The 21603-nt window shown below is 74.9% G+C and carries 23 protein-coding genes and 1 pseudogene; 18 read left to right on the top strand and 6 right to left on the bottom strand.

Annotated features, from left to right (window positions below):
• The 4 genes and pseudogenes from AKI01S_RS51580 to AKI01S_RS04590 all read left to right on the top strand — a co-directional run.
• A pseudogene (locus tag AKI01S_RS51580) lies at positions 1-275 on the top strand (hypothetical protein); the annotation flags it as partial.
• Entirely contained in the window at positions 272-718 is a 447-nt protein-coding gene (locus AKI01S_RS04600; RefSeq protein ID WP_067812469.1) for a roadblock/LC7 domain-containing protein, read from the top strand. The pseudogene AKI01S_RS51580 and the gene AKI01S_RS04600, both read left to right, overlap by 4 nt.
• A 1-nt stretch (position 719) precedes the next feature.
• Positions 720-1130, top strand: a complete 411-nt coding sequence (locus AKI01S_RS04595) for a DUF742 domain-containing protein (protein ID WP_067812489.1) — start codon at positions 720-722, stop codon at positions 1128-1130.
• Positions 1111-1722 (top strand): GTP-binding protein, encoded by a 612-nt coding sequence (locus AKI01S_RS04590; RefSeq protein ID WP_067812468.1) that lies wholly within the window; start codon positions 1111-1113, stop codon positions 1720-1722. The genes AKI01S_RS04595 and AKI01S_RS04590 overlap by 20 nt, the downstream gene beginning before the upstream one ends.
• A 60-nt stretch (positions 1723-1782) precedes the next feature.
• Here AKI01S_RS04590 and AKI01S_RS04585 read toward each other — a convergent pair whose 3' ends face one another.
• From AKI01S_RS04585 to AKI01S_RS04575, 3 genes are all read right to left on the bottom strand, one after another.
• Entirely contained in the window at positions 1783-2541 is a 759-nt protein-coding gene (locus AKI01S_RS04585) for an MBL fold metallo-hydrolase (protein ID WP_067812467.1), read from the bottom strand.
• Positions 2542-3011: 470 nt separating this feature from the next.
• Positions 3012-3614 carry an isochorismatase family protein gene (locus AKI01S_RS04580; protein WP_067812466.1) on the bottom strand — a complete coding sequence of 201 codons (603 nt, stop codon included), beginning with the start codon at positions 3612-3614 and terminating at the stop codon, positions 3012-3014.
• Positions 3615-3684: 70 nt separating this feature from the next.
• Positions 3685-4668: a GlxA family transcriptional regulator gene (locus AKI01S_RS04575; protein WP_067812465.1), complete on the bottom strand. Its 984-nt coding sequence runs from the start codon at positions 4666-4668 to the stop codon at positions 3685-3687.
• 197 nt (positions 4669-4865) lie between these two features.
• On the opposite strand from AKI01S_RS04575, the gene AKI01S_RS04570 reads away from it, so the two are divergent.
• The 12 genes from AKI01S_RS04570 (at position 4866) to AKI01S_RS04515 (ending at position 16863) form a co-directional block, all read left to right on the top strand.
• Positions 4866-6053: an ROK family transcriptional regulator gene (locus tag AKI01S_RS04570; RefSeq protein ID WP_218009547.1), complete on the top strand. Its 1188-nt coding sequence runs from the start codon at positions 4866-4868 to the stop codon at positions 6051-6053.
• Positions 6054-6068: 15 nt separating this feature from the next.
• A complete protein-coding gene (locus AKI01S_RS04565) occupies positions 6069-7586 on the top strand; it encodes a sugar ABC transporter ATP-binding protein (RefSeq protein WP_067812464.1) in 1518 nt (505 codons plus the stop codon).
• Positions 7583-8563, top strand: a complete 981-nt coding sequence (locus AKI01S_RS04560; RefSeq protein ID WP_218009546.1) for an ABC transporter permease — start codon at positions 7583-7585, stop codon at positions 8561-8563. Before AKI01S_RS04565 ends, AKI01S_RS04560 begins: the two co-directional genes overlap by 4 nt.
• A 23-nt stretch (positions 8564-8586) precedes the next feature.
• Entirely contained in the window at positions 8587-9633 is a 1047-nt protein-coding gene (locus AKI01S_RS04555; protein WP_067812463.1) for an ABC transporter substrate-binding protein, read from the top strand.
• Entirely contained in the window at positions 9630-10784 is a 1155-nt protein-coding gene (locus tag AKI01S_RS04550; protein ID WP_067812462.1) for a Gfo/Idh/MocA family protein, read from the top strand. The genes AKI01S_RS04555 and AKI01S_RS04550 overlap by 4 nt, the downstream gene beginning before the upstream one ends.
• A complete protein-coding gene (locus AKI01S_RS04545; protein WP_067812461.1) occupies positions 10781-11788 on the top strand; it encodes a sugar phosphate isomerase/epimerase family protein in 1008 nt (335 codons plus the stop codon). The genes AKI01S_RS04550 and AKI01S_RS04545 overlap by 4 nt, the downstream gene beginning before the upstream one ends.
• A 75-nt stretch (positions 11789-11863) precedes the next feature.
• Positions 11864-12418, top strand: coding sequence for an RNA polymerase sigma factor (locus AKI01S_RS04540; RefSeq protein ID WP_067812460.1), 555 nt, complete (start codon positions 11864-11866; stop codon positions 12416-12418).
• Complete coding sequence (locus AKI01S_RS04535; protein ID WP_067812459.1) at positions 12415-13287, top strand: hypothetical protein; 873 nt, start codon at positions 12415-12417, stop codon at positions 13285-13287. Before AKI01S_RS04540 ends, AKI01S_RS04535 begins: the two co-directional genes overlap by 4 nt.
• Positions 13288-13357: 70 nt before the next feature.
• Entirely contained in the window at positions 13358-13777 is a 420-nt protein-coding gene (locus AKI01S_RS04530; RefSeq protein WP_067812458.1) for a hypothetical protein, read from the top strand.
• Complete coding sequence (locus AKI01S_RS52480) at positions 13774-14826, top strand: efflux RND transporter periplasmic adaptor subunit (protein ID WP_245681471.1); 1053 nt, start codon at positions 13774-13776, stop codon at positions 14824-14826. Before AKI01S_RS04530 ends, AKI01S_RS52480 begins: the two co-directional genes overlap by 4 nt.
• Positions 14823-15494, top strand: a complete 672-nt coding sequence (locus tag AKI01S_RS52475) for an ABC transporter ATP-binding protein (RefSeq protein WP_067812456.1) — start codon at positions 14823-14825, stop codon at positions 15492-15494. The genes AKI01S_RS52480 and AKI01S_RS52475 overlap by 4 nt, the downstream gene beginning before the upstream one ends.
• A gap of 196 nt (positions 15495-15690) precedes the next feature.
• A complete protein-coding gene (locus AKI01S_RS04515; RefSeq protein WP_067812455.1) occupies positions 15691-16863 on the top strand; it encodes an ABC transporter permease in 1173 nt (390 codons plus the stop codon).
• 8 nt (positions 16864-16871) lie between these two features.
• Here the strand turns inward: AKI01S_RS04515 and AKI01S_RS04510 are convergent, their stop codons facing one another.
• From AKI01S_RS04510 to AKI01S_RS04500, 3 genes are all read right to left on the bottom strand, one after another.
• Entirely contained in the window at positions 16872-17552 is a 681-nt protein-coding gene (locus AKI01S_RS04510; RefSeq protein WP_369688701.1) for a cupin domain-containing protein, read from the bottom strand.
• A gap of 541 nt (positions 17553-18093) precedes the next feature.
• Positions 18094-19011 carry an NADP-dependent oxidoreductase gene (locus tag AKI01S_RS04505; protein WP_157419660.1) on the bottom strand — a complete coding sequence of 306 codons (918 nt, stop codon included), beginning with the start codon at positions 19009-19011 and terminating at the stop codon, positions 18094-18096.
• An 82-nt stretch (positions 19012-19093) separates the two neighbouring features.
• A complete protein-coding gene (locus AKI01S_RS04500) occupies positions 19094-19678 on the bottom strand; it encodes a Uma2 family endonuclease (protein WP_067812453.1) in 585 nt (194 codons plus the stop codon).
• Between the two features lie 185 nt (positions 19679-19863).
• Here AKI01S_RS04500 and AKI01S_RS04495 point away from each other — a divergent pair, with 185 nt between their 5' ends.
• Together AKI01S_RS04495 and AKI01S_RS04490 are read left to right on the top strand one after the other, a co-directional pair.
• Complete coding sequence (locus AKI01S_RS04495) at positions 19864-20406, top strand: DUF1707 SHOCT-like domain-containing protein (protein WP_067812485.1); 543 nt, start codon at positions 19864-19866, stop codon at positions 20404-20406.
• 34 nt (positions 20407-20440) lie between these two features.
• A complete protein-coding gene (locus AKI01S_RS04490) occupies positions 20441-21427 on the top strand; it encodes a D-cysteine desulfhydrase family protein (protein ID WP_157419657.1) in 987 nt (328 codons plus the stop codon).
• The last annotated feature ends 176 nt before the right edge of the window (positions 21428-21603 follow it).

The raw sequence follows: 21603 nt of genomic DNA, 5'->3' as shown, positions 1-21603 counted from the left end.
CGCCGCCCGCGCAGGCCGAACGGCCCCCCGCGCAGGCCGAACGGCCCCCCGCGCAGGCCGGACGGCCCGCCGCGGAGCCCGCGGCACCGCTGGCGGCGCCCGTTCCCGAACCCGGTCCCGAACGCTCGCCCGAGGCGATGCGGTCCATGCTGTCGGCCATGCAGAGCGGCTGGCAGCGCGGCCGCGACGAGGCGCGGGCCGCCGGGCGTCCGCACGAGCAGGCTTCCGAGCAAGCTTCCGAGCAAGCAGCCCCCGAGGAGGACGACACCCGATGACCCTTCCCCAGCATGCCGGCGACCCGGCGAACGGCGAGCTGAACTGGCTGCTGGACAGCCTCGTCCAGCGCGTCGCCCAGGTGCAGAACGCGGTGGTGCTGTCCGGCGACGGTCTGCTGATGGCCGCCTCCCAGGGCCTCACCCGCGAGGAGTCCGAGCACCTGTCGGCCGTGGCCGCCAGCTTCCAGAGCCTGGCGCGCGGCGCGGGCGAGTCGTTCCGGGGCGGCGCGGTACGGCAGACCATCGTGGAGATGGAGCACGCGTTCCTGTTCGTCACCGCCGCCGGGCGCGGCGCGTGCCTGGCGGTGCTCGCCGACGCCGACGCCGACCTCGGCATCATCGCCTACGAGATGGCGATGCTCGTGACCCGCGTGGGACAGCACCTGTCGGTCGACCCGCGGACGGCCGCGTCGGCGGGTGCGGGCAACCCGGGCGGCGTCTGACATGTCGCGGACCGGTGGTGAGCCGGGGCCGCCGGGCGCGGCCTGGCTGGACGACGAGGCCGGTCCGGTGGTGCGCCCCTACGCGCTCACCGGCGGCCGCACGCGCCACGAGGGCGAGTTCGACCTCGTCGCCCTGATCCTCACCCGTGATCCGGCGGGTGAGGACGGGGCGGCGGCCACTCGGCCATGGGTTCCGGACCCGGAACATGAGATGATCTTGGAGCTTTGCCGCACCCCGTTGTCGGTTGTCGAGATAGCGTCGGAACTGGAACTCCCCCTCGGAGTCGTCCGGGTCCTGCTCGGCGACCTGCTCGACCGCTCGCGGATCGAGGTCCGGCGCCCCGCGCCGGTCGCCCTGTTCCCCGGCGAGCGCGTACTCAAGGATGTGATCGATGGAATCCGTGCGCTCTGACGCGACCGCCCCGCAGGGCGACTCGGCGCTGACCGTCAAGATCCTGGTGGCGGGCGGGTTCGGCGTCGGGAAGACGACCCTGGTGAGCGCGGTCAGCGAGATCCGGCCGCTGCGCACCGAGGAGGCGTTGACCGAGAAGAGCATCGGGATCGACGACACCTCCGCCGTCTCGCAGAAGACCACCACGACGGTGGCGATGGACTTCGGCCGGATCACCCTGCCCAACGGCCTGGTGCTGTTCGTGTTCGGCACCCCGGGCCAGGACCGCTTCTGGTTCATGTGGGACGAGCTGGCCAAGGGCGCGCTCGGCGCGGTCGTGCTGGTCGACACCCGCCGGCTGGCCGACTGCTTCCCCTCGGTGGACTACTTCGAACGCCGCAACGTGCCGTTCATCATCGGCGTCAACAACTTCGAGGGCTCCGGCCGGCACACGCCGGAGCAGGTGCGCGACGCGCTGGACCTGTCGCCGGACATCCCGGTCATCAACTGCGACGTCCGGGACCGCGAGTCGGCGAAGAAGGTGCTCATCACGCTGGTGGAGCACATCATGCGCACGATGAGCCGCCGCGACCCGAACGCCCTCACCCACTGACCCGGCCGCGCCGCGTCCCGCCGCACACGACACCGTGCGGCGGGACGGCGCGCCACCGGGCTACCGGGGCAGCGCGACCGACGCGCCCGGAGCGAGCAGGGTGAGCCGGTCGCGGAGCCCGGCACGCCCGAACGCCTCGTCCAGCGCGTCGGCCCCCTCGGTGAAGTGCTTCCAGCCGTCGAAGTGCACCGGGACGACGTGCCGCGCGCCCAGGATCCGGGCGGCCTCGGCGGCGCCCGCGCTGTCCAGGGTGAGCAGCGCCCCGCCGAGCACGGCGGTGCGGGCGGCCCCGGCGAACAGCACGGCGACGTCCACCGGGGCGAACCGGCCGGCGACCTCCCGCACCGCGTCCAGGGAGGCGTTGTCGCCGCTGACGTAGACGGTGGGCAGCCCGTCACCGGTGAGGACGAACCCGGCGACCTCGCCGACCACCGGCTCGCAGCCCTCGGGACCGTGCAGGGCGGGAACGCGGGTCACCCGCAGCGCGCCGCCGTCCGGACGGGCCAGGTCGTGGTGCTCCCACGGCGGCAGCGCGCGGGCCGCGCCGCCGAGACGCCCGGCCCCGGCGACCGTGGTGAGCACGAGCGGCACGCGGTCGAGGAACGCGCGGCCGGACTCGTCCAGGTTGTCGGGGTGCTGGTCGTGGGAGAGCAGCACGGCGTCCACGGGCCCGACCTCCTCGGGCCGCAGCGGCGGGGGCGCGGTGCGGGTCAGCACCCGGCCGGGGGCGACCGGGTGGTCGCGGGGGGAGTCGAAGGCCGGGTCGGTGAGCAGCCGCAGGCCGCCGAGTTCGATGATCGCGGTGGCGGCCTCGATCACGCGGCGGACGGCGGTTCGCGTTCGAGCTGATCACTGTGTACCCGTGGGTGTGAGCGGACTCGGCGGTGCTGTTCGTGCCGACCCTCAACACCGCGATCAACCATGTCGCCCAGCTCGACTTCGCACCGCGAGCGCGTCCGGAGGTCTGAGGCAAGGGACCGACGCCGGAGGCGAGGTCCCTTGCGGAAGATCGCGAAGCGATGCGGCGCTCGCCAGCCTGGTGGTCAATCCCCGAGCCCCCAGGCGAGGGGATTGGGCCGCCAGCCAGTGAACACAGCCGTACCGCGACACGTTTCGCGCCCGTCCTGCGGTAGGCGCGGAACCGCCGGCGTCCGGTTAGGCGGTGTTCCCAAGGGGCGGCTCATGACGCCCGCCCGGCGCTCCGTCCGGTGAGGCCCGCCTCCGGCCTCGCCTCCCCGGACGGATCACGCGCCTCGCGCGGTGGCCGGGACCCCTGGTGCGGCGGCCCCCTAGGCGGGGAGGTCGTCGACGGTGGGGGCGACGACGCCGAACAGGTCGCCGATCGTGGTCAGGGCGGCCGTCTGGAGGGCGGCGGCGGGCACCACGGAGCCGTCGGGCGCGGTCAGCGGCCGGGTGGCGGTGGCCTCGGCGACGACGGTGGGACGGTAGCCGAGGGCGAACGCGCCCTGGGCGGTGAAGGCGACGCACATGTGGGTCATGAAGCCGGCCAGCACCAGGTCCTCGCCCACGCCGAGGTCGCGCAGGGTCCTGTCCAGCTCGGTGTCGTGGAAGGCGTTGGGGGTCCGCTTGACCACGACGGGCTCGCCGTCGGCGGGGGCGACCTCGGCGCTGATGGCCCCGATCTCGGCGCGGATGTCGTAGGGGGAGCCCTCGCCACCGTCGTTGACGACGTGCACGACCGGGGCGCCCGCGGCGCGGGCGGCGGACAGCAGGCGGGCCCCGGCCGCGAGGGCCGGTTCGGCGCCCTCCAGGGCCATGACACCGGTGCGGTAGGTGTTCTGGAAGTCGATCATGACGAGGGCGGCGTCGGCGAGCCGGGGCAGCCGGTTGTCGAGGCCGACCACGTCGCGGAGGCTCGGGGAAACGGTCATAGTAGACACTCCTTGTCGGAAAAGAGGGAATTGAGGGACGCGGCGCGGTCGCGCCGTGTCCGGGAAAGGGTCAGGCGGTGGTGCGGAAGCGACGGCGGTAGGCCGCCGGGGTGGTGCCGATCTGCTTGCGCAGCGCGCGGTGGAGCGTCTCCACCGAGCCGAGCCCGCAGGCGGCGGCGACCCGGTCCAGCGGCTGGTCGGTGCCCTCCAGCAGGCGGCGGGCCGCCTCCACCCGGGCGGCCTCGACGTAGGCGGCCGGCGTGGTGCCGGTCTCCTGGCGGAAGACCCGGGCGAAGTGGCGTTCGCTCAGGCACATCCGCTCGGCGAGGGCGGCCGCGGACAGGTCGCCGTCCAGGTTCTCGGCGATGAAGACCCGCAGCTCGTCGATGTCCCGGCGGGAGGCGGGGGGCCTGCTCAGCGGGACCGAGAACTGGCTCTGCCCGCCCTGGCGCTTGAGGTACATGACCAGTTGCCGGGCCACCGCCAGGGCGACCTCCTCGCCCAGGTCCTCGGCGACCAGCGCCAGCGCCAGGTCCATGCAGGCGCTGATGCCCGCCCCGGTCCACACGTTGCCGCTCCGTACGAAGATCGGGTCGGGGTCGACCGTCACCTCGGGGTGGTCGGCCGCCAGTTGCGCGGCGGTCGACCAGTGGGTGGTGGCCGTCCTGCCGTCCAGCAGACCGGCCGCCGCCAGCAGGTGCGCGCCCACGCACACCGACGCCACCCGCCGGGCCGACGGCGCGGCCGTCCGCAGCCAGGCCACCACGTCCCGGTCGATCCGGGCGACCGGCCCGCCGGGGCGCATGTCCACCGCGCCGGGGATCAGCAGGGTGTCGACCACGCCGTCGACCTCGGCGAACGAGAGGTCGGCGACCAGCCGCACCCCCGCCGACGTGGTGACCGTGCCGGGCTCCCGGCCCGCGAGCTGCACCCGGTAGCCCGCCCGGCCACCGGTCTCCCGGTTGGCCAGGGCGAACACCTCGGCCGGGCCGGTGACGTCGAGGAGGTCGACGTCGGTGAAGACCGCGATGACGACGCGGCGGGTGGTGGACATGCCTCCATGGTCACCGTGATCGCGGATGACCGCAATGACGGCGTTCTGTCACATCCGGACACGGAAGCCACGACTGCCCGCCTGACTTTGTCCTGTCAAAGGAGAAAGTTCGGGATTTTCAGGTGAAAGAGTCTTCTCCTTGAGGCGAAAGGGAGTTACCTTCGTCACACTGCTCCCGACCCCGAAGGGACGGCGTGATGCGGATGACGGCGCGGCCCCAGAACGCGCACCAGGCGCGGCTGCTGCGGCTGTTGCGGGACGAGGGTCCCCGGTCGCGGGCCGAGCTCGGGGACGTCGTCCGGCTGTCGCGGTCCAAGCTGGCGGTGGAGCTGGACCGGCTGGTCGCGCTCGGGCTGGTGGAGACCGCCGGGCTGGCGGCCTCGCGCGGCGGGCGGCGGTCGGAGATCGTGCGGCTGGCGCCGGGGCTGCGGTTCGTGGCGTTCGACATCGGGGCCACCTCCGTGGACGTCGCGGTCACCGACGGGGAGCTGAACGTCCTCGGCCATCTGAGCGAGGAGTGCGACGTGCGGCAGGGCGCGACCGTGGTCCTGGAACGCGCCCTGGACCTGCTCGGCAAGCTGCGCGAGCAGGACCTCATCCCCGGCGCGGTGCACGGCACCGGGATCGGGGTGCCGGGCCCGGTGTCGTTCCGCGAGGGCATCCCGGTCGCGCCGCCGATCATGCCGGGCTGGGACCGGTTCCCGGTGCGGGCGGCGATCGGGCAGGAGCTCGGCTGCCCGGTGCTGGTCGACAACGACGTGAACCTCATGGCCCTCGGCGAGCTGCACGCGGGCCTGGCCAAGGCCGTCGACGACTTCCTGCTGGTGAAGATCGGCACCGGCATCGGGTGCGGGATCGTCGTGGACGGCGCGATCTACCGGGGCGTGTCGGGAAGCGCCGGGGACATCGGGCACATCCGCGTCGACGACGACGGCCCGGTGTGCGCCTGCGGGAACACCGGCTGCCTGGAGGCCTACTTCGGCGGCGCGGCGCTGGCCCGCGACGCCACCGAGGCCGCCCGGTCGGGCCGGTCCGAACGCCTGGCGAGCCTGCTCGGGGACCGCCCGGCGCTCACCGCCGAGGACGTCGCCACCGCCGCCGCGGGCGGCGACCCGGTGGCGGTCGGGCTGGTGCGCGAGGGCGGGCGGCACGTGGGGCAGGTGCTCGCCGGCCTGGTCAGCTTCTTCAACCCCGGACTGGTCATCATCGCGGGCGGCGTCGCCGGGCTCGGCCACGCGCTGCTCGCCGAGATCCGCAGTGTCGTCTACCGCCGGTCGCTGCCGCTGGCGACCGGCAACCTCCCGATCGTGCTGTCCGAACTGGCCGGGTCCGCCGGAGTGATCGGCGGGGTCCGGCTCATCAGCGACCACGTGTTCGCCGTCTAACCCGCGGAGGCCCCGATGGGCGAGCAGCAGACGCTGCTGACGATGCGCGGCATCGTCAAGGAGTTCCCCGGCGTGCGCGCCCTCGACGGCGTCGACCTCGACGTCCGGGCGGGCGAGGTGCACTGCCTGCTCGGCCAGAACGGCGCGGGCAAGTCCACCCTCATCAAGATCCTGGCCGGGGCGTACCGGCCCGACGCCGGGGAGATCGAGCTGGACGGCCGGCCGTTCCGCCCGGTCCACCCCACCGCCGCGATGCGCGCCGGGATCGCCACCATCTACCAGGAGCTCGACCTGGTGGACGGGCTGTCGGTCGCCGACAACGTCTTCCTCGGCCACGAGCGCGCCCGCCTCGGCTTCACCCGGCGGCGCGAGGCCGAGCGCCGCGCGCACGGGCTGCTGAGCCGCCTCGGCCACGGCGAGATCCCGCCGGGCCGGGAGGTCGGGCGGCTCCCGGCGGCGGGCAAGCAGGTCGTCAGCATGGCGCGGGCGCTGTCGCACGACGCCCGGCTGATCGTGATGGACGAGCCGTCGGCGGCGCTGGCCCACGACGAGGTCGACAACCTGTTCCGGATCATCCGGGAGCTGACCGCCGCCGGGGTGGCCGTCGTCTACATCTCGCACCGGCTGGCGGAGATCCGCGAGATCGGCGACCGGATCACGGTCCTGAAGGACGGGCGGACGGTGGCGCGCGGCCTGGCCGCCGACGACACCCCCACCGACCGGATCGTGGCGCTGATGACCGGCCGCGAGACCAGCTCCGCGTTCCCCGACCGGCCCCCCGCCGCCACCCTGGACGACCGTCCCGAGGTGCTGCGGGTGGAGGGGCTGACGCTGCCGGGGGTGTTCGCGGACGTGTCGTTCACCGTGCGCGCGGGCGAGATCGTCGGCCTGGCGGGGCTGGTGGGCTCCGGCCGCTCGGAGATCCTGGAGACCGTCTACGGCGCCCGCCGCCCCGGCGCCGGGCGGATCCTGGTCGACGGGCGGCCGGTCCGCCCCGGCTCCACCGGCGCGGCCGTGCGGCGCGGCATGGGTCTGGCGCCCGAGGAGCGCAAGAGCCAGGCGCTGCTGCTGGACCAGAGCGTCACCGCCAACGTCGGCGTCGCCTCGCTGCCCCGCTTCTCGAAGCTCGGCTGGCTGGACCGGCGGCGCGAACGCGACGAGGTCTCCACCCTGGTCCGGGCCCTCGACATCCGCCCCGGCGACCCGGGCCGCGCGGTCGGGACGCTGTCGGGCGGCAACCAGCAGAAGGTCGTGCTGGCCCGCTGGCTGGTCGGCGACCGGCGGCTGCTGGTGCTGGACGAGCCGACGCGCGGCGTGGACGTCGGGGCGCGCGCCGAGCTGTACGCGCTGATCCGGGGGCTGGCCGACCGGGGGATCGGGGTGCTGCTGGTGTCCAGCGAGGTGCCCGAGGTGCTGGGCCTGGCCGACCGGGTGCTGGTGATCCGTGAGGGCCGCGTCGTCCACCAGGGCGACGCCCGGGGGCTGGACGAGGCCGCCGTACTTGAAATGATCATGGAAGGGAGCGCCCTGTGATCACCGATTCCCGCCCCGCCGCGCCCGCCCCGCCGCGGCTGCGGCGCGAGGTGCGGCACGCCGGGCTGGTCGCCGCGCTGGTGCTGCTGGCACTGGTCGGCCTGGTGACCCGGCCCGACAACTTCGCCACCTCCGCCAACCTGGTCGGCGTGCTCGCGCTGGCCTCCACCATCGGCGTCATCACCGTCGGCATGACCTTCGTGATCATCGGGGGCGGCATCGACCTGTCGGTGGGCGCGCTGATGGCGCTGGCCTCGGTGTGGGCGACGACGCTGGCGACGCAGTCCTACGGCCCGGCGGTGATGGTGCTGTGCGCGATCCTCGTCGGCACCGGCGCGGGGCTCGTCAACGGCCTGCTCATCTCCTACGGGCGCCTGGTGCCGTTCATCGCCACCCTGGCCATGCTGGTGGCCGCGCGCGGCCTCGCCCAGCGCATGTCCGACCGCAGGACCCAGCTCGTCCGGCCCGAGAACGACGCCATCGAGGCGCTGTCCACCGGCCGGATCCTCGGGCTGCCGCCGGTGGTGTTCGTCTTCGCGGCCGTCGCCGCCGCCGGATGGGTGCTGCTGAACCGCACCACGTTCGGGCGGCGCACGTTCGCCGTCGGCGGCAACCCCGAGGCGGCGCGGCTGGCCGGGATCGACGTGCGCCGCCACACCCTGCTGCTGTACGCGCTGTCCGGGCTGTGCTGCGGCATCGCCGCGATCATCATCATGGCCCGCACCACCACCGGCTCCAGCACCCACGGCGACCTGTACGAGCTGGACGCGATCGCGGCCGTCATCATCGGCGGCACGCTGCTGACCGGCGGGCGCGGCTCGCTGGTCGGCTCGATCCTCGGCGTGCTCGTGTTCACGCTCATCACCAACCTGTTCATCCTCAACGGCCTGCAGACCAGCGACCAGCTGATCGCCAAGGGCGCGATCATCGTGGCCGCCGTCCTGCTGCAGCGCCGCGGCCTGCGCACCCCCACCTGACCCACCCCCGCAGGAGGACCACCATGCCCATCCCATCGAGAAGAGGCGTGCTGTTCGGCGGCGCGGCCGTCGCCGCCGGAGCCCTCGCCACCGCCTGTACCGGCAACGACCCCGCCGACGACGCCCCGGCCGCCCAGTCCGCGGCCGGGGGCGGCGACAACGAGAAGCCGGGCCGCCCCGTCACCATCGGGTTCTCGGCGCCCGCCGCCGACCACGGCTGGATCGCCGCCATCACCAAGAACGCCCAGGCCCAGGCCAAGCGCTACTCCGACGTCACGTTCCGGGCCGTCGAGCCCACCAACGACATCAACCAGCAGATCTCGGCCGTCGAGTCGCTGATCTCGGCGAAGGTCAACGCGCTGGTGCTGCTGCCCAACGACGGCCAGCAGCTCAACCAGGTCGCCCGCAAGGCCATGGACGCGGGCATCCCCGTGGTCAACCTCGACCGCATCTTCCCCGACAAGCTCTCCTACCGGACCTGGATCGGCGGCGACAACTACGGCATGGGCGTGGCCGCCGGGCACTACGTCGGCCGCCGCCTGAAGGAGAAGGGCGTCGCCAAGCCCGTCATCGTCGAGATCCAGGGCATCGCGACGCTGCCGCTCACCCAGGAGCGCAGCAAGGGCTTCGCCGACGCGCTGAAGACCCACGGGTTCTCGGTGACGGCCAAGCAGGACGCCAAGTTCACCGTCGAGACCGGCAACCAGGTCGCCGCCAACCTGCTCCAGGCCCACAAGAAGATCGACGCCCTGTGGAACCACGACGACGACCAGGGCGTGGGCGTGCTCGCCGCGATCAAGCAGGCGGGCCGCAAGGAGTTCTTCATGGTCGGCGGCGCCGGATCCGCCAACGCCATGCGCGAGATCAAGGCGGGCGGCCTGCTGGAGGCCACCGTCACCTACAGCCCCTCCATGGCCGCCTCCGCCGTCAAGGTCGCCCGGCTGGTGGCGCAGGGGCGCGGCATGACCGACCTGGTGGAGCTCCAGGCCCCGCAGTCGATCACGCTGGCGTCCGAGACGGTCACCCGCCAGAACGTGGACAGCTACCTGCCGATCGGGTTCGAGTCGTGAGCGGTGCCATCGGGGTCGGAATGGTCGGCCACGCCTTCATGGGGCGTGCGCACTCGCAGGCGTGGCGCAGCGTCGGGGCGTTCTTCGCACCGCCGCTGACGCCCGTGATGGCCGCCGTGGCGGGCCGTTCCGCCGAACGCGCCGCGGCGGCGGCCCGCACGCTCGGCTGGGCGTCGGCCGAGTCGGACTGGAAGCGCCTGCTGGAACGCGACGACGTCCAGCTCATCGACGTCTGCACCCCCGGCGACACCCACGCCGAGATCGCCGTGGCGGCGCTGGAGGCGGGCAAGCACGTGCTGTGCGAGAAGCCCCTCGCCAACTCCGTCGCCGAGGCCGCCGCGATGGCGGCGGCGGCCGACCGCGCGCGCGAGCACGGCGTGCGGGCGATGGTCGGGTTCAACTACCGGCGCGTGCCCGCCGCGGCGCTGGCCCGGCGGCTGGTCGCCGAGGGCCGGATCGGCGAGATCCGGCACGTGCGCGCCCAGTACCTCCAGGACTGGCTGGCCGACCCGGACGCGCCGTTCACCTGGCGCAGCGACCGCGAACGCGCCGGGTCGGGCGCGCTCGGCGACCTCGGCGCGCACATCGTGGACCTCGCGCAGTACGTCACCGGGCAGCGGCTCGTCGGCGTCTCGGCGGTGACGGGCACCTTCGTGCCCGAACGTCCGCTGCCGGAGGGCGGGACGGCGCGGGTGACCGTGGACGACGCGGCGCTGTTCCTGGCCCGCACCGACGGGGGAGCGCTGGCGTCGTTCGAGGCGACCCGCTTCGCGACCGGCCGCAAGAACGCGCTGCGGCTGGAGGTCAACGGGTCGAGGGGGAGCCTGGCGTTCGACCTGGAGTCGCTGAACGAGCTCTCCTTCCACGACGCGGCCGAGGACCCGGCCACCGCCGGGTTCCGCCGCGTCCTGGTGACCGAGCCGGACCACCCCTACGCGGGGGCGTGGTGGCCGCCCGGCCATCTGCTCGGCTACGAGCACACCTTCACCCACCAGGCCGCCGACCTGCTCACCGCCATCGCCGGGGGCACCGACCCCGCGCCGTCGTTCGCCGACGGCCTCCAGGTGCAGCGGGTGCTGGCGGCCGTCGAGACCAGCGCGGACAGCGGCGCGTGGACGACCGTCGAGGGATCTGGAGGAGACGGCCGATGACCCGACCGATCACCCTGTTCACCGGGCAGTGGGCGGACCTGCCGTTCGAGGAGGTCTGCCGGCTGGCCTCCGGCTGGGGCTACGACGGGCTGGAGATCGCCTGCTGGGGCGACCACTTCGACGTGCGGGCGGCGGTGGAGGACGACTCCTACGTCCCGCGCAGGCTGGAGACCCTGGCCAAGCACGACCTGAAGGTCTGGACGATCTCCAACCACCTCGTCGGGCAGGCCGTCTGCGACGACCCGATCGACGAGCGCCACCAGGCGATCCTGCCCGCCCGCGTCTGGGGCGACGGGGAGCCCGAGGGCGTCCGCCGGCGCGCGGCCGAGGAGATGAAGGCCACCGCCCGCGCCGCCGCCCGGCTCGGCGTGGACACCGTCGTCGGGTTCACCGGCTCGGCGATCTGGCATCTGGTGGCGATGTTCCCGCCGGTCCCGGCCGCGATGGTCGAGCGCGGCTACGCCGACTTCGCCGACCGCTGGAACCCGATCCTCGACGTGTTCGACGAGGTCGGCGTCCGCTTCGCGCACGAGGTGCACCCCAGCGAGATCGCCTACGACCACTGGACGACGGTCCGCGCGCTGGAGGCGGTCGGGCACCGGCCCGCGTTCGGCCTGAACTGGGACCCCTCCCACATGATGTGGCAGGACGTGGACCCGGTGAACTTCCTGTACGACTTCCGCGACCGGATCTACCACGTGGACTGCAAGGACACCCGGCTGCGCGCCCGCGACGGCCGCCGGGGACGGCTGTCGTCCCACCTGCCGTGGGGCGACCTGCGGCGGTCCTGGGACTTCGTGTCCACCGGGCGCGGCGACGTGCCCTGGGAGGACTGCTTCCGCGCGCTGAACGCCATCGGCTACGACGGCCCGATCTCCGTGGAGTGGGAGGACGCGGGCATGGACCGCCTCCAGGGCGCGCCCCAGGCCCTGGAGTATGTGCGCGGCCTCAACGCGATCACCCCGCCGGAGGGCGCGTTCGACGCCGCGTTCGGCGGCGACTGAGAAACCTCCGCGCCCCCCTGTAACGCCTCCCTTCGTCCGGACATCTGCTGTGATGACCGGACGAAGGGAGACGGCGTGGACCAGGCGTCGGGGGACCGCGCGCGCTTCGAGGCCCTGTACGCGGCCCATCATGAGGCGGTCGCGCGATACGCGCTGCGTCGCACCACGTCGTCCGACGACGCCGTGGACGTCCTCGGCGAGACCTTCCTGGTCGCCTGGCGGCGGCTGGACGACGTGCCGGACGGTGACGAGGCGAGGCTGTGGCTGTACGGCGTCGCGCGGCGCGTGCTGGCCAACCACCGGCGCGGCGCGGCCCGCCGCGAGCTGCTGCTGACGCGGCTGCGCGCCGAGTTCGCCGAGGCCGCGCCCGAACGGCACGGCGCCGCCACCGAGATCCGCGCCGCGTTCGCCCGGCTGTCGGACGAGGATCGGGAACTGCTGTCGCTGACCGGCTGGGAGGGCCTGACCCCCGAGCAGGCCGCGACGGTGCTGGGCCGCCGCGCCGCGACCGTCCGGGTCCGGCTGCACCGCGCCCGCAAACGGTTCGCCCGCGCGCTCGCCGACGAGGGCGTGGACGTGGAACGGTACGGCGCCCGCGCGGTCGCCCTGGCGGAGGGAGCGCTCCGATGAGCCTGGAAGAGATCGTCAGGTGCGCCGAGCCCGCGCACGCGGTGCCGCCGGCGGGGGACGGGTCGCGGGAGCTGCTCGACGAGATCACCGCGCGGCCCCGCCCGGCCGCCCGCCCGCGCCGGGACCGGTGGCGGCTCACCGTCCCGCTGACCGTCGCGCTCGCCGCCGCCGCCGTGCTGGCGGGCTGGCTGCTGCCGCTCGGCCCCGCCCTCGGCCCCCGCCCGGCCGCCGCGCTCGACATCCGCCGGGAGGGCGGCTTCTACATCGTGACGGTGAAGGACGCCTTCGCCGCGCCCGAGCGCTACGCCGCGCAACTGCGCGCCCGGGGCCTGGACATCGGCCTGAGCGTCCAGCCGGTCTCCCCGAGCATGGAAGGGATGATCTTCACCCCGTACGACCCCCGGCTGAACGGCGTGCCCGACCAGGAGCGGTCCCGCCGCCCCGACGCGATCGTCCCCATCGCGCGCCCGGGAGCCTGCGCCACCGCCGACCGCTGCGTGATCGGCGTGCGGATCCCGGTGGACTACCGCGCCTACAAGGGGCCGGAGTACCAGGGGCCCGCCATGATCTCGCTGGGCCGCCGGGCGCGGCCGGGCGAGCGGCACCGGGGCTTCGCGCGGCTGAGCACGCCGGGCGAGCCGCTGGCGTGCCGGGCGTTCATCGGCCGCACGGTGGACCAGGTCACCGCGATGCTGCGGAAGCGCGGCGTGACCGTCGGGGTGTTCGCCGTGCCGGAGAAGGGCTCGCGCCCGAGCGTGCCGGGAACCTGGCGCGTCCACGACGGCTGGCTGACCGAGCCCGGAAAGGCCCTGCTGGTGGCGGACCCGGCCCCGCCGCCCCGCGTCCCGCCGCTGGTCGGCTGCCCCTGATCCGCTGATCCGTTCCCGCCCGGCCCTCCTCCGCCGTGCGGTGTCCTCACCATGCCCAGAAGGAGTTCCCGTGAGACGACTGTCGTTCCTGCTCGCCGTGCCGCTGCTCGCGGCGGCGGCCTGCGGCGGAGGTTCCGAGCCCGCCGCCACGCCGTCCACGCCGTCCGACGCGGCCCAGCTGAAGCACGCCCGCTGCCTGCGCGAGCACGGCGTGAACATGCCCGACGACCCGAAGAAGATCCCGGCGGGCGGGCTGGAGATCCCGGAGAGGGCGCGCAGGGCGTGCGCGGGCCTCGAACCGCCGGGCAAGACGATCGACATGAACGACCCCGCGACCAAGGACCGGTTCGCGCGGTTCGCCAGGTGCATGCGGTCCAACGGCTACGACATGCCCGACAACGCGCCGCCGGACATCCACCTGCGCAACCCGCGCAAATGGGAGCAGGCGTACGCGAAGTGCGACAACATCCTGGGGGAGGGGCGGAAGTGAACCGCCTCCTGGTCGCCGGGGTCGCCGTGGCGGCGCTCGCGGCGGCCGGGGCCGCGGCCGTCGCCGCCACCGGCGACGGACCCGAGCGCGGCCCCGCCCGGCCGTCCGGTGCGACGGCCCCGGTCACGCGCGGCGATCTGGTGGACACCAAGGCGGTGGACGGGACGCTGACGTTCGCCGGGGAGCGGAAGGTCGCCGCCGGGACGTCCGGCGTCGTCACCGCCGTGCCCCGGGCGGGCCGGGTGCTGCGCCAGGGCGACGTCCTGTACCGGGTGGACCGGCGGCCGGTGGTGCTCCTGCACGGGACGCTGCCGCTGTACCGCACGCTCGCCGAGGGAGCCGACGGGCCCGACGTGACCCAGCTCGAACGCGCGCTGCGCGCCCTCGGCCACGGCTCCGCGCTGACCGTGGACCGGCGCTTCACCCCGGCGACGGCCCGCGCCGTGCGGGACTGGCAGGACGACGCGGGACTGCCGGAGACCGGGACGGTGGACGCCGCGCAGGCGGTGTTCCTGCCGTCCCCGGTCCGGGTCACCGCCGTCGGGGCGGCCGTGGGCGACCGGGTCGCGGCGGGCCGCCCCCTGCTCACGCTGACCGGCACCCGGCCGGTCGTCCACGTGGACCTGAAGGTGTCGGACCGGGCCCTGGCCCGCGCGAACACCAGGGTGACCGTCGAACTGCCGGGCGGCGGGACGAGGCCCGGCCGGGTCGTCCGGGTGGGCGGCACCGCCGAGAAGGCGCGCGGCGACGGGCAGCAGGAGCCGACGGTGGACGTCGAGATCGAGCTGACCGGGGGAAAGGACACCGGCGGGCTCGACCAGGCGCCGGTCACCGTCACCCTGGAACGGGAACGCCGCCGCGACGTGCTCACCGTCCCGGTCGAGGCGCTGCTAGCCCTGCGGGGCGGCGGCTACGGCGTGGAGGTCGTCGCGGCGGACGGCTCCCGCCGCCGGATCCCCGTGCGGACCGGGGCCTACGGCGGCGACCGCGTGGAGGTCTCCGGCACCGGCCTGACCGAGGGCACCCGGGTGGGGGTGCCCGCCCAGTGATCGAACTCCTCGGCGTCACCAAGCACCACCCCGGCGGCGTGCACGCCCTGCGCGGCGTGGACCTGACCGTCGCGCCCGGCGAGCTGGTCGGCGTCGTCGGCCCGTCCGGCTCGGGCAAGTCCACGCTGCTGCACCTGGTCGGCACACTGGACCGGCCCTCGTCCGGCACGGTCCGCGTGGCCGGGCACGACGTGGGGCGGCTGCCGGACCAGCGGCTGGCGCGGCTGCGCGCGACCGGCATCGGGTTCGTGTTCCAGCAGTTCCACCTGGACCCGCGCGCCTCGGCCCTCGACAACGTCGCCGACGGCCTGCTGTACGCCGGGCGTCCCCGCCGCGAGCGCCGCGCCCGCGCCGCCGCCGCCCTGGAACGCGTCGGCCTCGGCCACCGCCTGGGCCACCGCCCCGGGCGACTGTCGGGCGGCGAACGCCAGCGCGTCGCGGTCGCCCGCGCCGTCGTCGGCGACCCGCCGCTGCTGCTGGCCGACGAGCCCACCGGCAACCTCGACTCGGCCTCCGGCGAGGAGGTGCTGTCCCTGCTCGGCGACCTGAACGCGGCCGGCACCACCGTCGTCGTCATCACCCACGACCGCGCGGTCGCCGCCCGCTGCCCCCGCCGCGTCCACGTCCGCGACGGCGCAATAGTCAAGGACGAGAGGGGAACACGTTGACCCCGCACCCGACCGATCGGCCCCACCACCGCACGACCGAACCACGTCGCGTCCACGCCTTCGACAGCGTGATCGCCGCCGGCGAGGGGGTCGCGTTGAGCTCGCGCCCGACCGATCGGGCCTGCGGCCGGACGGCCGGTCCGCGCCGCGCCCACGTCCGCGACGGCGTGGCCGTCATTGGCGGGAGGGGGTTGTGATGCGCCTGCGTTCGGCTGACATGGCCCGGCTGGGGGCGGCCGGGTTGCGGGCCCGGCCCGCGCGGGCCGCGTTGTCGGCGCTCGGTGTCGCGATCGGGATCGCCACCATGGTCGCGATGCTGGGCATCGCCGCGTCCGGGCAGGCCGACCTGCTGCGCCGCCTGGACGCCCTGGGCACCGGGCTGCTGCGCGTGCAGCCGGGGGAGAGCATCGGCGGCGGCGAACCGCGGCTGCCCGAACGCGCCGTCGCCCTGACCGCCCGCGTGGACGGGGTGGCGTCGGCGAGCGCGACCGGCGAGCTGGACGCCACGGTCCGCCGCACCGACCGCATCCCCCGCGTCGAGACCGGCGGCCTCACCGTGCAGGCCGCCGACCTGGGACTGCTGCGCACCCTGCGGGGCGGGGTGCGCGCCGGGGCCTGGCTGAACGACGCCACCGCCCGCCACCCGGCCGTCGTCCTGGGCGCGGTGGCCGCCGACCGTCTCGGGATCACCGGCCCCGGCGTCCGCGTCCACGTGGGGGACCGCTGGTTCACCGTGGTCGGCGTCCTCGCGCCGCTGCCGCTGGCCCCCGAGATCGACCGCGCGGCGCTCGTCGGCGTTCCGGCCGCGCGCGCCCACCTGGGGTACGACGGCCGCCCGACCACCGTCTACGGGCAGGCCCCCGACACGGCGGTCCCGGCCGTGCGGGCCCTGCTGCCCCGCGCGCTGAACCCCGAGCGCCCGAGCGACGTCGCGGTGTCGCGCCCCTCCGACGCGCTGGCCGCCCGCGCCGCCGCCGCGGGCACCCTGGACGGCCTGCTGCTGGGGCTCGGCGCGGTCGCGTTGCTGGTCGGCGGTGTCGGCATCGCCAACACCATGGTGGTGTCGGTGCTGGAACGCCGCCGCGAGATCGGCCTGCGCCGCGCCCTGGGCGCGACCCGGGGGCTGGTCCGCGCCCAGTTCCTCACCGAGTCGCTGCTGCTGTCAACCCTCGGCGGCGTCGCGGGCCTGCTGCTGGGCGCCCTGGCCACCGCCGGGTACGCGCTGGCGCGCGGCTGGCCGTTCGCGCTGCCGCTCCCGGCGCTGGCCGGGGCGCTGGGCGCGACGCTGCTGGTGGGCGCGCTCGCGGGCCTGTACCCGGCGGTGCGGGCGGCGCGGCTGGCCCCGACCGAGGCGCTCGCCGCGTCCTGACCGGGCCCCTAGAGCGCCCGGAAGTCGGCGAAGTCGAAACCGGGGGAGACCACGCAGCTCACCAGGACCTCCCGGTCCCCGGCGGGCCGGGCGGACTGCCAGACGCCCGCCGGGACGAGGGCCTGGGGGACCTGGCCGTGCTCCACGTCCGGCCCCACCGTGACCGTCGTCGCCCCGCCGGGCCGCTCGCCGTCGCCGCCGAGGACCAGCGACAGCGGCCCGCCCCGGTGCCACAGCCACACCTCGTCCGAGCGCACCACGTGCCAGATCGACTCCTCGCCGGGCGGCAGCAGGAAGTAGATGCCGGTGGCGCTGCTGCGCTCGCCGGGATAGCCGTCGGGGGTGAACGTCCGGCCCGTCCGCCACGTCTCGCGGAACCAGCCGCCCTCGGGGTGGGGGAGCATGTCCAGGGCCCGCGCCGTCGCGGGCTGCTCCAGCACCGCCACGTGCCCGCCGTGCGGGGCGCGCCGCAGGTAACGGACCTCCGCCCCCGTCCGGTCCACCACCCCGCGCAGCCCCGCGTCCGGCCCGGGGTCCACCGCGAGGACCTGCCCCTCGGGGAACTCGGCGTCGGCCAGCGCCAGCACGTCGGCGTCGTCCCCGCCGGCCCACACCGCCCCGGCCTCCCCGAGGACGAACCTCGGACCTTCCTGGGCCCGCCAGGCGTCAAGCGTCGTCAGCAACAGCACGGGAGCGAGCCTACCGGCGCGTTGATCGATTGTTGATCGGATGCTGATCGGCGTACGGCAGAGTTCCTGTCGCCCGGTCCGGCGTGCCCACGGGTGGGCTCACGGGCGCGGTGACGGAGGTGTCGCGGGGATGCCTCCACGGGGATCCGCGCCGACCGCGGACCGGGCGGCCTGGAACGGGCGGGTGGCGCATCGGGGGATCGCGCGCCCGCCACCGGGCATACGGCGGCGTGACGGCCGACCCTTCCTCCTCACCGGAAAACGGGTCGGCCGTCGCGTCGTAGGCGGATTCTCGGCTGTGTTCATCGGCTCCACGGCCCAGTCCCTCCGCCCTGGGGGCTCCGGGACTGACCACTACGCGGGCGAGCGCTGCATCTCAGTGCTCAACGGCTCCACGGCCCAGTCCCTCCGCCCTGGGGGCTCCGGGACTGACCACTACGCGGGCGAGCGCTGCATCGCTTCGCGATCTTCCGCAGGGGGTCTCGCCTTCGGCTTCAGCCCCCTGCCTCAGCCTCCGGACGCGCTCGCGTGCGGGGCCGGGTTATGCGGTCAGGACGATCTTTCCCCGGCTTCGGTCGGACTCGCCCCTCTCGTGGGCCTTCGCCGCCTCCGCCAGGGGCAGGACCGTGTCGATCTCGGCGCGCAGGCGTCCCTCCTCCGCCAGCTTCGCGATCCGGGTGAGGGCGTGGTGGTCGGCCTCGACGAGGAGCGTCTCGGCGCGCGCGTCACCGGGGTCGAAGTCGGCGAGCCTGCTGAGCGCCAGCGACACCAGCACGCCGCCCTCGCGCAGCGTCCGCAGGGAGCGCGGGCCGTAGTCGCCGCCGATCGCCTCCACCACGACGTCCACGTCCCGCACCGTCTCGGCGAAGTCGGTCGTCGTGTAGTCGATCGGCTCGTCCACGCCGAGCGAGCGCAGGAAGTCGTGCTTGGCGGCGCGCGCGGTGCCCAGCACGTACGCGCCGCGTGCCTTGGCGATCTGGACCGCCAGATGGCCGACGCCACCGGCGGCGGCGTGGACCAGGACGCGCTGGCCCGGCTGGACGTCCGCGGTGTCGACCAGCGTCTGCCACGCCGTCAGCGCCGCCAGCGGCAGCGCGGCGGCCCGCACGTGGTCGAGGTTCGCGGGCTTGGGCGCGAAGCACCGCGACGGGGCGGTCACGTACTCGGCGTACGCGCCGTGCCCGCCGGGGTAGGGCAGCATCCCGAACACCTCGTCGCCCGGCTTGTGGAGGGTCACGCCGAGACCGACCGCCTCCACCACGCCGGACACGTCCCAGCCCAGCACGAACGGCGGTTCGCCCAGCAGCCCGCCGGTCGCGCGGTGCTTCCAGTCGGTCGGGTTCACCCCGGCCGCGTGGACACGGACCAGGACCTCGGCCGGTCCCGGTTCCGGGCGGGGCAGTTCGATCTCCCTCAGGACCTCGGGTCCGCCGAGGACGTCCTGGCTGATGGCTCGCATCGTCGTCATGGCCCCCAGCGTGCCGCCGCGCGACCCGGGCGACGAGTGGCCTGATCGCCAAGGTCCGCAAGGATCCGGCCATTCACTCCATCTCCGACAGCCGCGACGGGTCGAAGACGATCGGGAACGGCGCGGGCGTCTCGACCGGCTCGCCCGACTTCGCGCGGCGGACAGTCCGGTAGGCCGCGCCGTCCAGTTCCAGCATGGTCACCAGCGGGCGCGGCTCCAGGTCGACGATCCAGTAGTGCGGGATGCCGAGGGCGGCGTACTCGGCGACCTTGTGGACGCGGTCGGTGCGCTCGTTGTCGGTGCGCGGCGTCACCACCTCGGCGACCAGCATCAGGTCCGGGCCGTAGTAGGTGTGGGTGCGGCGCTCCAGCGCCATCCGCGCCATGTCGCGCGGCACCACGAACACGTCGGGCCGCCGGATCCCGGCCGGGGTCGTGACGTGCTGCGGCGCGCCCGCCACATGGACGTCGGCGTCGGCCTGCCGGGCCGCCTCCTTGAGGATCCTGCGCAGCTGCTCGGCGGCGTTGTCGTGCCACAGGTCGCCGGGCAGCTCGGTCAGCCAGCCGTCGGCCAGCTCGTACCGGTCGCCCTCGTCGGGCAGCGCGTCCAGGTCGTACAGCGTGTACGGGCCGTGCTCGTGGCCTGCGACGGCATGCATCGGCGGCCTCCTCCCCCAGAAGATCACCGTTGCCGCGAGAGTAATGGATCATCCCGGGCGCGGCGCGCAGGCGCTCCGGGGACGCCCTCGAACGCCGCGTCGAACCGGATCCCGCGCGGGCCGCGCTTGACCTTCCAGTAACGGAAGGGTCGAAGCTGGAGGGGCGACCGAAGGAGAGGATGCCGATGAGCGTCGACCAGCGCCCCGCCCCGCGCGCCTCCGACCTCGACCGGGACGCGCTGCTGGTACGGCTGCACCGGGCCTACGCCGAAGGCCGCCTCGACGAGCCCGAGCTGGACGAGCGCATCGGGCGGGCGCTGTCCGCCCGCACCCACGACGACCTGGACCGCATCGCCGCCGACCTGCCCGCGCGCCGCACCGTCTGGACGCCGGAGCCGGGCGTGTCCGGACGCCTCCAGGTCGCCTACCGGAGCGAGGTCCGCCGCACCGGGCGGTGGCGCTGCCCGGAGACCCTCGCCGTCATGGCCCACAAGGGCGGCTGCCTGCTGGACCTGCGCGACGCCGACCTGCCCGCCCGCGTCACGGTGTGGGTGCTGGCCCACCGGTCCACGGTGCGGATCGTCGTCCCGCCGGGGACGCGGGTCGAGGCGGGCGGGGCCGGGGTGTCCACGTCCGTGACCGGGGCCCCGGCGTGGGACGGCGTGACGGTGCGGGTCAGGAGCCTGGTCCACCGGGGCGCGGCCGAGGTCACGGACCGCCCGGCCTGAGGCGGCGGCGGGCCACGCGGGCACAATGGGGGCCATGACCGACCTTCTCGCGCGCTTTCCCCGGGCCGTGCTCGGGCACTGGCCCACCCCGCTGGAACGGGCCGAGCGGCTCTCGGCGGCGCTCGGCGGACCCGAGATCTGGATCAAGCGGGACGACTGCACGGGGCTGGCCATCGGCGGCAACAAGACCCGCAAGCTGGAGTTCCTGCTCGGGCGGGCGCTCGCCGAGGGGCACGGGACGGTCGTCACGTTCGGGGCGGTGCAGTCCAACCACGCCCGGCAGACCGCCGCCGCCTGCGCCCGTCTCGGCCTGCGCTGCGAGCTGCTGCTGTCACGGTCGGTCCCCCGCGACGACGCCCTGTACGAGACCTCCGGCAACGTCCTGCTCGACCACCTGCTCGGCGCGAACGTCCGGATCGTCGACGGCATCGACGAGACCGTGAAGGCCCTGGAGGAGATCGGCCCCGCCTGCGTCATCCCGCCGGGCGGCTCCAACGCGACCGGCGCCCTCGGCTACGTGGGCGCCGCCCTGGAGCTGGCCGGCCAGCTCGCGGCCCCGGGCGGCCCCGGCCGCGTGGACCGGGTCGTCGCGGCCACCAGCACCGCCGGGACCTCCGCCGGGCTCGTGGTCGGGCTGGCCCACGCCGGGCTGCCGGCGCGGGTCGAGGCGATCTGCGTGTACGAGCCCGCCGACGTCACCTCCGCGACGCTGGAGGCGCTGGTGGAGGAGACCGCCGACCTGGTCGGCATGGCCCGGCCGACCGGGGACCACCGGGTGCGCGACGACTGGTTCGGGGCCGGGTACGGGCTGCCGACCGCCGCGATGACCGAGGCCGTCCGGCTGTTCGCGCGCACCGAGGGCCTGCTGCTGGACCCGGTCTACTCGGGCAAGGCCGCCGCCGGGCTGGTGGGCATGGTCCGTGCCGGGGAGATCGGCGCGGACGAGACCGTCGTGTTCTGGCACACCGGCGGCTCGCCCGGCCTGTTCGTCTATCCGGAGGTGTTCACCGAGCCGTCCTGACGGACGGCGGGGCGGGTCGGGTCACCCGTTGCACCCGCAGGAGCAGCCCTTCGGGCAAGAGCAACCGCCGCCGTGTCCGCAACTGCATCCACCTTTGGTCATGAGCGGAACGTACCTCCGCGATGGCGCTCGGTCTATCACCGGACCGCGAGGTGCCCCTGTCGCCGCCGTCAGAT

It is taken from the genome of Actinomadura kijaniata NBRC 14229, from assembly GCF_001552175.1.
Taxonomy (GTDB): domain Bacteria; phylum Actinomycetota; class Actinomycetes; order Streptosporangiales; family Streptosporangiaceae; genus Spirillospora; species Spirillospora kijaniata.
The sequence above is the reverse complement of the archived record's forward strand: the minus strand, read 5'-3'. Positions and strand labels throughout refer to the sequence as shown.